We start from the raw sequence: 11,934 nt of genomic DNA, 5'->3' as shown, positions 1-11,934 counted from the left end.
GCGACGATGCGACCGGAATTCTTCGCCACGATCAAGAATCCCTGGCTCTGGCTGGCACTGGCGGCGACCGCCACGTTGCCCACCATGCTGCCTAGCTATTACCTGCATATCCTGACCCTGACGCTGGTCTACATGGCGCTGGCTTCGGCGTGGAATATCGTCGGCGGCATCGCCGGGCAGATTTCGCTCGCCCATAGCTTGTTCGTCGGCTGCGGCGCCATGCTGGCGAGTGCCTTGCTGCTCAAGCTCGGCATCAACATGTGGTTTGGCATGCTGATCTCGGCGGCCGTGGCGGCCGTGCTGGCGGCGGCCATCGCCTGGGTCGATTTCCGCTTCCGCCTTGGGCATCTGTCTTTCGCGTTGATCACGCTGGCCTTTGCCGAAATGGCGGAGATCGTGGTGATCGGCAGCGATTTCCTCGGCGCTGCCTCGGGCCTATTCCTGCCCAAGGATACCGGAAACTTCCTCAATTTCGAATTCGGCGGCGGCAAGGGTGCCTTCTGGATGATGCTGGCCCTGGCCGTCATCTGCATCCTGGTCAATCTGGCGATCCTGAATTCACCGCTTGGCTATTACCTGCGCACGGTGCGCGACAACGAGAATGCCGCCCAGGCCATCGGCGTTGCCCTGCTGCGCAACAAGACCCTGGCCATGGTGATTTCCGCCGTGCTCACCTCGCTGGTCGGCACGGTCTATGCCCGCTATCTCACCTTCGCCGATCCCTATCAGCTCGTCTCGCCGGTGATCACCATCGAAATCGTGCTGTTCGCCACCGTGGGCGGGCTGGGCCGTGCCTTCGGCCCTGCGCTCGGCGCGCTGCTGCTGGTGCCGCTGGGTGAGGTATTGCGCGGCAAGCTCGGCGGCGTGCTGCCGGGCATGCATTACTTCATCTATGGCGCGGTAGTGATCGCAGTGATCCTGGCGTCGCCGCGCGGCCTGCTGCCGCTGATCGAGCGGCTGTTCAAGCGCAAGGCGGCCTAGAAGCCAATCCGGCTCAGGCCTTGCCGCCTTTCATCGTCACCAGCGCCTTGGCGATGCGGGCGGCGGTCTGGCGCAAGGGCTCGGCGAATTGCTTGATGCCGTCCTCCACCGCCACGGCTCGGCGCAGCATCATTATGTTGATGCTGGCAAAAACCTGCTCGCCCTGCATGATCGGCGCGCCGATGGCCCACATGGCATCGTTGAACACTTCGCGGCTATAGGCATCGTCGGTGAAGGCGAAGCCGCGGCTGCGCGTATCGCTCAGCAGGCGGTTCAGCTTCTTGCGGTTGCGCGCCAGATCGTTCCAATGCTCCGGGTTCTTCGCCAGCTGGCCGATCACGGCTTCGCGCTGTTCTTCCGGCAGGAAAGCCAGATAGGCGCGGCCCAGCGACGTGGCCAGCAGCGGGAAGCGGAAACCGGGTTTGCGGCTGAGCAGCATCGAGCCCGGCTCGCGCGTGGTCTGTACCACGATCATGGCATCGCGATCGAACAAGGCGACGTCGGAAGGCCAGCCGATCTGCTTGCGGAAATCCTGCAGGAAGGGATCGGCGACACTGCCGATCCAGAGATGCTGGTCATAGCCCTGGCTCAGCACCAGCACACGGCCGGTGGGGGCATAGAGCGCGCGCTCGGCATCGCGCATCACATAGCCCTCATGCTCCAGGGTTTCCAGCATGCGCACGATGGTGGCTTTATCGAGGCCGGTGGCCTTGTGCAGGGCGCCGACACTGGTCTGCTGCTGTTCGTTCAGCACCCGCAGGATTTCCAGGCCGCGCGTCAGCGCGATCACCGGCTTGAAGGATGGCATTTCCTGTCTCCTCCCGGAAACCCTTGAACGCTCATTTCAATACGTGAAATAGTGTCGAAGGGCAAGGGAAATCCCTTCAAAAACGCGGGCCGCTTCGCTAGGAAGAAGGCCAGCAAATGCGGGAGAAAACGCCATGGGCAATCCAAGTTTCGCAGAGCGCCGCGCTGCCTTGCGCCAGCGTCTCAACCAGAAGGATAAGGGCCTGCTGGTGGCGCCTGGCGTCTACGACCTGATCACGGCGCGTATCGCCGATACATTCGGCTTCGACGCGCTCTACATGACCGGCTATGGCGTTTCGGCTTCCTATCTCGGCGTGCCGGATGCGGGCTTTGCCACCTACACCGATATGGAAAACCGTGTGCGCACGATCAGCGGCGTGGTGGCCACGCCGCTGATCGCTGATGCCGATACCGGCTATGGCGGGGCGCTGAACGTGATGCACACCATTCGCGGTTATGAACGCGCCGGTGCGGCTGCGATCCAGATCGAGGATCAGGAATTCCCCAAGCGCTGTGGCCACACATTGGGCCGCCGCGTACTGCCGATGGAAGACATGGTGCTCAAGCTGCGTGTTGCGGTGGATACGCGCGAGGATCCGAATTTCCTCATCGTCGCCCGCACCGATGCGCGCACCACGCTGGGGCTGGATGAAGCGCTGCGGCGCGGCGAAGCCTATGTGAAGGCGGGCGCCGATGTGCTGTTCGTGGAATCGCCGGAAAGCGAGGAGGAGATGGCACGCATCTGCCGCCATTTCGATGTACCACTGCTGGCCAACATGGTCGAATCAGGCCGCACGCCGGTACTGAGTCGCGAGCGACTGGAGCAGCTCGGCTATGCGCTGGCCATTTTCCCCACGGCTGCTTTCCTTTCCGCCGGCGCGGTGTTCCAGCAGGTCTATACCACGCTGAAGGAAAAGGGCTCCACGGCGGGCAGCCCGATCCCGATGGCCGATTTCCAGAATTTCAGCCGCCAGATGGGCTTTGCTGAAGTGTGGGATTTCGACAAGAAATACGGCGAGCGCGACTGATCAGCGCGGGAAATGCTCGATATGGGTTTCGCCGTCGCGGCCATAGTAGACCACGCGGCGGCCCGGCAGTGACACCAGATAGCCGGCGCAGCCGCCGCGTGCCGCCTTGTCGCAGAAACCCAGATATGTGTAGCCCGGAATATTATTCTGGGCTTCCCGGATCGCGGTGCGGATCGCTTCCGCATCGAAACACAGGGCGATGGCGCTGCTCAGCGGATGCAGGGCGATATCCAGGGCGGGCGCATCAGGCGGGTAATAGGTCGCCTGGCCACGGCGGAAATCCACCGCATAGCCATCGAAGCCGGCCTGCATCAGCGCGCCGATGATTTCAGGAAAACTCATGCTGCCGCTCTCGGCGCCTTTCATGCAAGCCGAGGCCAGGGCTTCGTGGGACGCACCATTCATGACTCAATTCCTCATTCAGTTGCCATGCCGCTGATGCGGTGGTGTGTGGCAAGTTGTTGCAGCAGCCGGCGCAGGACTTTCTGTTCCGCTGCTGAAAGTGCGCGGAAGAAATCGCTATCGTTGCGGTCGGCATGGGTGGCCAGCTTCGGCACCAGCCGGCTGCCGCGCGGCGTCAGGTGCAAGGTCTGGGCGCGGCCATCTGCCGGATCAGATTGGCGCAACAGCATATCCTTCGCGATCAGGCGGTCGGCCAGCTTGGTGATGGCGCCCCGTGTCATGCCCATCATCTCTGCCAGCCGGCTCGGTGCCATGGGCGGCTGGCCGTGCAGGGCGCGCAGCATAACCCATTCCGCCACGGTCACGTCCTCGGCGGCAAGGCGGGTGGCAAAATTCTGCGACACCTGGTTCGATACCAGGCGCAGCCAATAGCCTAGATGATCGGTGAGGTCGGAAGGTGAATTCATGTTGACTAGGAAACTATAGGAATTGATTTCCTAGTCAACTATTATCTCCATCGGAATTTACGTTTTCTGCCTGGCGTCTGGTTCTAGCGCCGCTGGCGCGTGAAGGGCAGCGTGCTTGAGAGGCCACCATCCACGGCAATGGCCTGGCCGTTCACATAGCTCGCCTCGTCGCTGGCCAGGAACAGGGCCATGGCGGCGATTTCCTCCGGCTGGCCGGCACGCTCCAGCGGATTCAATTGTCCGATGCGGTCGCCCTTGCCCTTGGCGCGGGCGGCCTCGAAGATCGGCTGCGTCATGCCGGTTTCGATCAGGCCGGGGCAGATCGCATTGATGCGCACGCCGGTGCCGGTCAGCGCATTGGCCGTGGTCTGCACCAGACTGATCACGCCGGCCTTGCTGGCGGAATAGGGCGAGCCGGCGGCATTCGCGCGCAGTCCGGCCACGGAAGCCGTGCAGATGATCGAGCCCTTGCCGCGCGCCACCATGCCCTGTGCCGCATGCCTGATGGCGAGGAACGGCCCGATCAGGTTGATGCGCAGGATTTCCTCCCACTGCTCTACCGTTTGCTCGAACAGCGGCACCAGGCCGCCGCTGATGCCGGCATTGGCATACAGCACATCCAGCGGTCCGAGATCGCGCTCGGCCAGCTCGATCATCGCCTGTACATCGGTTTCCGAACCGGCATCGGCGGTGGTGGCAAGCACGTTATGGCCTTCATCGCGCAGGCGGGTGGCGACCGCCTCCACGGCGTCACGCTGACGGTCGGCGATCAGCAGTCTGGCGCCTTCGCTGGCGAAGAGACGGGCAGTGGCGCGGCCGATGCCGCTGGCGGCGCCGGTGATGATGGCGGTTTTTCCTGCCAGGCGTGGCATGCTTTCCTCCCTGTTTCGTTGACAATCATACGGGGCCGCGCCTACCGTTGCCATAACCATAAAAGTACCGGGTGAGGAAACAGCAATGGCGGCATCGCGGCCTTTTCCCTGGGAGAAATCCTATCCGCCCGGTATGTGCTGGGATGCGCCGATCACGCGTTCCAGCCTGCCCGCCATGCTGCGCCGCGCTGTGGCCGAGTTCGGTTCCGGCACCATCCTGGACTACCGCGACACCGCGATCAGTTTCACGGAACTGGGGCAGAAGGCGGAGGCCTTCGCGGCGGCATTGATAGGCGCCGGCATCGGCAAGGGCGATACCGTGGCGCTCTATCTGCCCAACACGCCCTATCACCCCTTCTGCTTTTTCGGTGCCGGCATCGCCGGGGCAAGGGTGACGCATCTTTCACCGCTCGATGCCGAGCGCGAACTGGCGCATAAGCTCACCGATTCCGGCGCACGGCTGCTGGTGACAGTGGATTATCCGGCCATGCTTGGCATGGCGCTGAAGCTCAAGGCGTCCGGCCTGGTGGATCATGTCATTGTCGGCGAGGAAGCGGTTTTCGGCTTGCCGGCCTCGGCGTTGATGCCGATTCCGATGCAGCCCGGCGTGCAGGGTTTCGCAGGTTTCATCGAGGGTGCCGTGCCGCCTGCCGCCTGGCCGGAAGTCGGGCCGGATGACATTGTCTTGCTGCAATATACCGGCGGCACCACCGGCCGCGCCAAAGGGGCCATGCTCACCCATGGCAATCTCACGGCGGCCTTGTCGATGTATGACGAATGGTATAACCGGCAGGCCGATGATGTGAGCATGCGTCAGCGCGTCATCGGCGTGCTGCCGCTGTTTCATATCTATGCGCTCACCACGATTCTGCTGCGTCAGGTGGCGGCCGGCGGCGAAATCCTGCTGCGCATGCGCTTCGATGTCGAAACCACGTTGCGCGATATCGAGCAGAAACGCGCCACGGCGTTTCCCGGTGTGCCGACCATGTGGATCGCCCTGGCCAATCATCCCGGCATCGAGACGCGGGATTTTTCCTCGTTGCAGCATTGCGGCTCCGGTGGCGCGCCCTTGCCGGTCGAGGTGGCAGCGCGGTTCGAGAAGCTTACCGGCCTGCGGCTGGGCGGCGGCTGGGGCATGACCGAGACTTCACCTGCCGGCACGGCGCAGTTGCGCCACGGCCTGCACAAGCCCGGCTCGGTCGGCCTGCCGATGCCGGGTATCGAAATGGACGTGGTGGCGCTGGATGATCCGCGCAGAAAGCTCGGCCCTAACCAGACCGGCGAAATCCGCATCAAGGGCCTGAATGTCACGCCCGGCTACTGGAATCGCCCGGAGGAAACCGCGGCATCCTTTGTGGATGGCTATTTCCTCACCGGCGATATCGGACATTACGATGAGGATGGCTATTTCTATCTGGTCGACCGCAAGAAGGACATGATCATTTCCGGTGGTTTCAATGTCTATCCGCAACTGATCGAGCAGGCGATCTACGAACATCCGGCCGTGGCCGAAGTGCTGGTGATCGGCGTGCCGGATGGCTATCGCGGCGAGGCGGCGAAAGCCTATGTCACGGTGAAGCCGGGCCAGGTGGAATTCACGCTGGATGAATTGCGCATCTTCTTGGCCGATAAAGTTGGCCGCCACGAAATGCCCGCCTTGCTGGAATTCCGCGCGGCCCTGCCACGCACGCCGGTCGGCAAGTTGTCCAAGAAGGAATTGCGCGACGAAGCGCGCGCCCAAGCTGCTCAGGAGAAACCGGCTATGCAGGAGAAAGCCGCATCATGACGCACCCGTTTGATCTTTCCGGCAAGACCGCGATCATCACCGGCTCCAGCCGAGGCATCGGCCGTGCGGCTGCGCACGCATTGGCCGCTTGCGGCGCCAAGGTGGTGATTTCGGCGCGCAAGGCCGAGCCCTGCGAGGAAGTCGCCGCCGAGATCCGCAAGATGGGCGGCGAGGCCCTGGTGATCCCGTGCAATATCTCGCGCAAGCCGGAAGTCGAGGCGCTGGTCGCCGGCACGCTCGCAGCCTGGGGCAAGGTCGATATTCTGGTCAGCAACGCCGCGGTCAATCCGGTCTATGGCCCGCTCGGCAGCTTGAGCGATGAAGCCTTCGACAAGATCATGCATGCCAATGTGAAGAGCAATCTCTGGCTCGCCAATCTGGTGCTGCCGGGCATGGCCGAGCGCGGCGGCGGCAGCATGATCATCGTGTCGTCCATCGCCGGCATCCGGGGTACGCCGGTGATCGGCGGCTATGGCATCTCCAAGGCCGCCGATTTCGCCCTGGCGCGCAATCTCGCCGTCGAATGGGGCCAGAAGAATATCCGCATCAATTGCGTCGCGCCCGGCCTGATCAAGACCGACTTCGCCCGCGCGCTGTGGGAGGATGAAGCGATGCTGAAGCAGCGCACCGCCACCACGCCCTTGCGCCGCATCGGTGAGCCGGACGAGATCGGCGGCATCGTTGCCTTCCTGGCCTCCAATGCAGCCTCCTTCATCACTGGCCAGGTTATCGTCGCCGATGGCGGCGTGACCATCGGGTAGGGAAATACTGCCCCGTCATGCCGGCGGAAGCCGGCATCCCATTTTTCTGTTCTGAAATGGGACCCTCTGTAAGCGCCCGCATCGCTTTCGGCGCTGCGCGCTTAGAGCCACGGATTCTCCACCAGCGGCCAGTAATCCGGCTTGCGCTTGGTGTAGACCAGCGTATCGCCTTCGCCGAACACGGCGCCGGGCGTCTGCACATAGATGACGTCTTGCGCGATAGGTGTGAAGCCACGATAGAAATGCTGGCTGGATTTAACCACGATGATACGCATCGCCGCCAAGTCGATGCCCAGTGCAGTGAAGGCATCGGGATGGAAGGTCTGGCTGCGCGTGCTGGCCAGCACCAGATGCAGGCCGTTCACTTCCAGATGCACGGCGGTGCCCAGCGGGCTGCGCTGGCCGGACATATCAGTCTGGGAATGGTCCTCGATGATGTTGCGCACCAGGCCATGCACATCCACCGGATCGCCGGAAGTCGGTCCCAGCTTGCCGCCGATGCGCAACGGCAGGCGGGCGCCGATGCCGACTTCGCGGCAGATCGCCACCGCCTGCGGATCCCAGTAGACGCCGCTGGCGGCATCGCGGATGCCGCGCGCCAGCAGCTGCTTGAGGATGAAGGTGGAATCGCCGCCGGCACCGCCGCCGGGATTATCGGCGCTGTCGGCCAGCACGATTGGTTTCCCCGAAGGTGCCGCCAGCGCACTATCCAAGGCTTGCTCCACTGACACGCTGATCGGCAATGCTGCCTCGCGCATGGCGAACACCTCGCGCGCCATCTGTTCGGCCAGCATGGCGGCCTTGGCGGCGTCGTTGTCGGTGATCACCCAGGTGCGTGCGCCGACATCGGGCACATCGCCAAGGCCGAAGCCATGGCCGAAATTGACGCTGAGCACGCCGTCACGGCCTTCAAAACTCTGCATCCGCGCCATGAAACTCTTGGCCGGCTCGCGCGTGGTGTGGAACACGCCGATCAGCCGGCAATCGGCCAGGCGCATCACCGGCCTGGTCTTGCCGAGTGCCGCGTCGCGGCACAGCGCATAGAGTTCGCCGGCGCGCAGCAGCGTGTCGGCATGGGGATATTCCTTGTAGGTGATCAGCGCGGTGGCATTGTCGATCATCGCCTGGGTGGTGTGGCAATGCAGGTCCAGTTCGGCACCAACCACCAGTTCCGGCCCGACCAGGGCGCGGACATGGGCCAGCAGGTCACCTTCGCAATCGTCATAGCCATCGGCCACCATGGCGCCGTGCAGGTTCAGCAGCACCATGTCGACCGGCAGGGCGGCCTTCAGCCCGGCGATCAGCTCGTCGCGCAATGCTTCGTAGACCTTGCGCACCGTGGTGCCGGCCGGCTGCGCCGCCGCCATCAGGCCCTCCACCACCTCATGCCCCTCGGCTTCCGCCAGCCTGCGCCATTCATGCAGCGGACCGGAGAAGAAATGCGCCGGATGGCGGGTGGCATCGCCCCGGAATGTCCCTTGGGCGAAGGCGTCCGCGCCGGTCGGCAGCGGCGAAAAGGTATTGGTCTCGGTGGCAAGGCCGGCGATGAAGATGCGGAGCGGCTGCGTCATGGTCAGGGGAACTCCTTTTGCCCTCAGCATAGCTGTTGCTGGCGCGGTTTAGGAATTGTCTCGTCTCTGCTACCCTGCGCGGACCGATTCGGAGTCCCCAGACGTGTCCTTGGATCAGGCCCGCGCCACCCTGAAAAGCGTGTTCGGCTTCGCCGATTTCCGCCCCGGCCAGGCCGAGGTGATTGGTGCCGTGCTCGAAGGCCGCGATGTGCTGGCGGTGATGCCGACCGGCAGCGGCAAGTCGCTGTGCTATCAGCTGCCCGCCATCGTCCGCCCCGGCCTCACGTTGGTAGTGTCGCCGCTGATCGCCCTGATGCGGGATCAGGTGCGCCAGCTTGCCGCCTTCGGCATCGAGGCCGGCAGCCTCAATTCCGCCAACGACCCGGACGAGAACCGCCGCGTGCACCAGGCTTTGCGCGAGGGCCGGCTCAAATTGCTCTATATCGCGCCCGAACGCCTGGCGCGACCCGATACTCTGGCCTTGCTCGCCAACAGCAACGTCACCCTGCTGGCGATCGATGAAGCCCATTGCGTCTCGCAATGGGGCCACGATTTCCGCCCGGAATACCTGGCGCTCGGCACTCTGCGGGCCGAGCTTGGCCGCGTGCCGGCCATCGCGCTCACCGCCACCGCCGATGCACCGACGCGCGACGATATTGTCAGCAAGCTATTCCCGCGCGAGCCGCAGAGCTTCGTGCGTTCCTTCGACCGCCCGAACCTGCATCTGCTGATGCGGCCGAAGAACAGTGCGCCGAAGCAGATCGCGGAATTCATCGGGGCGCGGCGCGGCGCGTCCGGCATCGTCTATTGCTCCTCACGCAAGCGCACCGAGGAACTGGCCGCCTCGCTGGCCGCCGCCGGGCATCGCACGCTGCCCTACCATGCCGGCATGGAGCAGCGCCTGCGCGATGAGAACCAGGATACCTTCCTGCGCGAGGATGGCGTGGTGATGGTAGCCACGGTGGCTTTCGGCATGGGCATCGACAAGCCCGATGTGCGCTTTGTCTGCCATGCCGACCTCCCGGCCAATGTGGAAGCCTATTACCAGGAGATCGGCCGCGCCGGCCGCGATGGCCTGCCGGCGGAAACCTTCACGCTCTATGGCCTGGATGACATGCGGCTGCGACGCCTGCAGATCGAGCAGGGCGAGGCGCCGGAGGAACGCAAGCGCATTGAGCGCCAGCGCTTCAATGCCCTGGTGGCGCTGGCGGAATCGCCGCGTTGCCGGCGCCAGACCCTGCTGGCCTATTTCGGCGAGCAGGCCGAGCCTTGCGGCCATTGCGATCTCTGCCAGGAAGGCGTCGCGGTATTCGATGGCACCATCGAGGCACAGAAGGCGATGTCGGCCATGGCGCGCACCGGCGAGCGCTTCGGCACCGAGCATCTGGTCAACCTGCTGGTCGGCAATGCCACCGATGCGATCATCCGCTATGAGCATGACCGGCTGCCGACCTTTGGCGTCGGCAAGGACCGCCCGGCCGATGCCTGGCGCTCGATTTTCCGCCAGATCTATGCCGCCGGGCTGATCGGCCTGGATATTGTCGGCCATGGCCGCTGGATGCTCACCGATGCCGGGCTGCAGGTGCTGCGCGGCAAGGCGCGGGTGGAACTGCGCCGCGATGCCGTGGAAGGCGGCGCGGCCAAGCGTGGTGCCAAGGGCAAGGCCACCAGCGCCGGCCTGGCGGAAGATGCGCTCAATGCCGCCGATGCCACCTTGCTGGCTGAACTGAAGGCCCAGCGCCGCCAGCTAGCCACCGAGCAGAACCAGCCAGCCTATGTGGTATTCTCCGACCGCACCCTGCTGGAATTGGCGACCAAACGGCCCGACAGCCTGGGCCGGATGGCGGAAATCCACGGTATCGGCGCCGCCAAGCTGGAACGCTACGGGCCGCTGTTTTTAACCATCCTGCAGCGCCATCAGGCCCTGGCGGCGTGAGCCCAGCCCCAATGGCTCCGGATCCTGGTCCTTTTTTCGCCATAAAGCCGGGTCTATAAGGCGGAAAAGGGATAAAACAGACGCCATGCCCAGCTCAGCCATTTTCCGCACCGCCGCTTTTCTCAGTCTGATCGCCGCGCCGGTTTTCTTTGCCGCCACCGCTTTTGCTCAGGATGCCAAGCCGGTACCGGAGCCGCCGCCGCCGCAGAAGGCCGGCACACTCAGCTTCGTGCTGGAAAACGACATGCTGTTCGCCAATGCCGACCGGCATTACACCAATGGCGTCCACATGTCCTGGCTCACCGCGCCGGGCGCCGAACCGGAATGGCTTGGCAATGCTTTTCGCGAAATTCCGCTGTTCTTCGATACCAAGGATCTGCGCTTCGAACTGGCGCTTGGCCAGTCGATGTACACCCCGCGCGACATAAGCCTGGTCAACCCGCCGCCGACCGACCGGCCCTATGCCGGCTGGCTCTATCTCAATGCCGGCGTGATCTCGGAAACCAAGAGCCATCTCGATCAGTTCCAGGTCGGCATCGGCATTGTCGGCCCGGCCTCATTCGCCGAACAGTCGCAGAAGGCAGTGCATGAGGCGATCAATTCACGCAGGCCGATGGGCTGGGACAGCCAGCTCAAGACCGAGCCGACCCTGCAGCTGAATTACCAGCGCGCCTGGCGCCGGGTGGCGGAGCCGGAATTCTTCGGCCTCAAGCTGGAGGCGACGCCCCATGCCGGCGTGGCGCTCGGCAATGCCTTCACCTATGCCAATACCGGCCTGATGCTGCGGCTGGGCTACAATATCCCCAAGGATTACGGCCCGCCGCGGGTGCAGCCGAGCCTGCCGGGTTCGGGCTATTTCGAGCCTGTCGGCGATTTCGGCTTCTATTTCTTCGTCGGTGGCGAGGGCCGCGCCGTGGCCCGCAACATGTTCCTGGATGGCAACCTGTTCGCCGACAGCCGCAGTGTCGATAAGCGCCATTTCGTCGGCGACCTGCAGGGTGGCGTGGCGGTGATCTGGCAGGGTGTGCGCTTCGCCTACACCCATGTGCTGCGCAGCCGGGAATTCGAGACTCAGGAAACCCCGGACCGTTTCGGCGCTTTCAGCGTTTCTTTCCGCTTCTAGGCCTGTGGGATATATATGCTCCGCACACGCAGCAATTGTTTGTCGGGTTAAATATCTATATTTTTCAATTAGATCACTGGTTTTTCAGGGCCGAATTAGGCCCAGATTTGATCTGGATCAGAAAATTGGGCGCTAGTGCGCGCTAGTGTCACAATTCTTGAAGCGTGCAAACCCCATTGCATCAACTCAACCTTTGTAAC

11 protein-coding genes are annotated in these 11,934 nt (G+C 63.7%); 6 read left to right on the top strand and 5 right to left on the bottom strand.

Annotated elements, in window-relative coordinates; translation table 11 throughout:
• The first annotated feature begins 6 nt into the window (after positions 1–6).
• On the top strand, positions 7–981 hold the full coding sequence (locus ACQY7X_RS04795) for a branched-chain amino acid ABC transporter permease (RefSeq protein WP_428248718.1): 975 nt from the start codon (positions 7–9) through the stop codon (positions 979–981).
• A 13-nt stretch (positions 982–994) separates the two neighbouring features.
• On the opposite strand, the gene ACQY7X_RS04790 is transcribed toward ACQY7X_RS04795, so the two are convergent.
• A complete protein-coding gene (locus tag ACQY7X_RS04790; protein ID WP_428248717.1) occupies positions 995–1,789 on the bottom strand; it encodes an IclR family transcriptional regulator domain-containing protein in 795 nt (264 codons plus the stop codon).
• A 133-nt stretch (positions 1,790–1,922) separates the two neighbouring features.
• Between ACQY7X_RS04790 and ACQY7X_RS04785 the strand changes: the two genes are divergently transcribed.
• On the top strand, positions 1,923–2,816 hold the full coding sequence (locus ACQY7X_RS04785; RefSeq protein ID WP_428248716.1) for an isocitrate lyase/PEP mutase family protein: 894 nt from the start codon (positions 1,923–1,925) through the stop codon (positions 2,814–2,816).
• On the opposite strand, the gene ACQY7X_RS04780 is transcribed toward ACQY7X_RS04785, so the two are convergent.
• The 3 genes from ACQY7X_RS04780 to ACQY7X_RS04770 form a co-directional block, all read right to left on the bottom strand.
• Complete coding sequence (locus tag ACQY7X_RS04780; protein ID WP_428248715.1) at positions 2,817–3,221, bottom strand: DUF1398 domain-containing protein; 405 nt, start codon at positions 3,219–3,221, stop codon at positions 2,817–2,819.
• 11 nt (positions 3,222–3,232) lie between these two features.
• Positions 3,233–3,685 (bottom strand): MarR family winged helix-turn-helix transcriptional regulator, encoded by a 453-nt coding sequence (locus ACQY7X_RS04775; RefSeq protein ID WP_428248714.1) that lies wholly within the window; start codon positions 3,683–3,685, stop codon positions 3,233–3,235.
• An 83-nt stretch (positions 3,686–3,768) separates the two neighbouring features.
• Entirely contained in the window at positions 3,769–4,557 is a 789-nt protein-coding gene (locus ACQY7X_RS04770) for an SDR family NAD(P)-dependent oxidoreductase (protein ID WP_428248713.1), read from the bottom strand.
• 85 nt (positions 4,558–4,642) lie between these two features.
• Here ACQY7X_RS04770 and pimA point away from each other — a divergent pair, with 85 nt between their 5' ends.
• Positions 4,643–6,343, top strand: coding sequence for a dicarboxylate--CoA ligase PimA (gene pimA / locus ACQY7X_RS04765; RefSeq protein WP_428248712.1), 1,701 nt, complete (start codon positions 4,643–4,645; stop codon positions 6,341–6,343).
• Positions 6,340–7,104 (top strand): SDR family NAD(P)-dependent oxidoreductase, encoded by a 765-nt coding sequence (locus ACQY7X_RS04760; RefSeq protein WP_428248711.1) that lies wholly within the window; start codon positions 6,340–6,342, stop codon positions 7,102–7,104. Before pimA ends, ACQY7X_RS04760 begins: the two co-directional genes overlap by 4 nt.
• Before the next feature lie 101 nt (positions 7,105–7,205).
• On the opposite strand, the gene ACQY7X_RS04755 is transcribed toward ACQY7X_RS04760, so the two are convergent.
• Positions 7,206–8,675, bottom strand: coding sequence for a M81 family metallopeptidase (locus ACQY7X_RS04755; RefSeq protein WP_428248710.1), 1,470 nt, complete (start codon positions 8,673–8,675; stop codon positions 7,206–7,208).
• 103 nt (positions 8,676–8,778) lie between these two features.
• Between ACQY7X_RS04755 and recQ the strand changes: the two genes are divergently transcribed.
• Together recQ and ACQY7X_RS04745 are read left to right on the top strand one after the other, a co-directional pair.
• Positions 8,779–10,611 carry a DNA helicase RecQ gene (gene recQ, locus ACQY7X_RS04750; RefSeq protein WP_428248709.1) on the top strand — a complete coding sequence of 611 codons (1,833 nt, stop codon included), beginning with the start codon at positions 8,779–8,781 and terminating at the stop codon, positions 10,609–10,611.
• A gap of 85 nt (positions 10,612–10,696) precedes the next feature.
• On the top strand, positions 10,697–11,734 hold the full coding sequence (locus tag ACQY7X_RS04745; RefSeq protein ID WP_428248708.1) for a lipid A deacylase LpxR family protein: 1,038 nt from the start codon (positions 10,697–10,699) through the stop codon (positions 11,732–11,734).
• Positions 11,735–11,934: the final 200 nt, after the last annotated feature.

The sequence above is a fragment of the Ferrovibrio sp. genome (assembly GCF_965278975.1).
Classification (GTDB): Bacteria; Pseudomonadota; Alphaproteobacteria; order Ferrovibrionales; family Ferrovibrionaceae; genus Ferrovibrio.
Note: the sequence above shows the minus strand (reverse complement) of the source record. Positions and strands in the feature narration are given on the sequence as shown.

Excerpts from the sequence above, each read along its gene's own strand:
- ACQY7X_RS04795 (WP_428248718.1), top strand. The coding sequence starts at position 7 with ATGCGACCGGAATTCTTCGCCACGATCAAGAATCCCTGGCTCTGGCTG.
- ACQY7X_RS04790 (WP_428248717.1), bottom strand. The coding sequence starts at position 1,789 with ATGCCATCCTTCAAGCCGGTGATCGCGCTGACGCGCGGCCTGGAAATC.
- ACQY7X_RS04785 (WP_428248716.1), top strand. The coding sequence starts at position 1,923 with ATGGGCAATCCAAGTTTCGCAGAGCGCCGCGCTGCCTTGCGCCAGCGT.
- ACQY7X_RS04780 (WP_428248715.1), bottom strand. The coding sequence starts at position 3,221 with ATGAATGGTGCGTCCCACGAAGCCCTGGCCTCGGCTTGCATGAAAGGC.
- ACQY7X_RS04775 (WP_428248714.1), bottom strand. The coding sequence starts at position 3,685 with ATGAATTCACCTTCCGACCTCACCGATCATCTAGGCTATTGGCTGCGC.
- ACQY7X_RS04770 (WP_428248713.1), bottom strand. The coding sequence starts at position 4,557 with ATGCCACGCCTGGCAGGAAAAACCGCCATCATCACCGGCGCCGCCAGC.
- pimA (WP_428248712.1), top strand. The coding sequence starts at position 4,643 with ATGGCGGCATCGCGGCCTTTTCCCTGGGAGAAATCCTATCCGCCCGGT.
- ACQY7X_RS04760 (WP_428248711.1), top strand. The coding sequence starts at position 6,340 with ATGACGCACCCGTTTGATCTTTCCGGCAAGACCGCGATCATCACCGGC.
- ACQY7X_RS04755 (WP_428248710.1), bottom strand. The coding sequence starts at position 8,675 with ATGACGCAGCCGCTCCGCATCTTCATCGCCGGCCTTGCCACCGAGACC.
- ACQY7X_RS04745 (WP_428248708.1), top strand. The coding sequence starts at position 10,697 with ATGCCCAGCTCAGCCATTTTCCGCACCGCCGCTTTTCTCAGTCTGATC.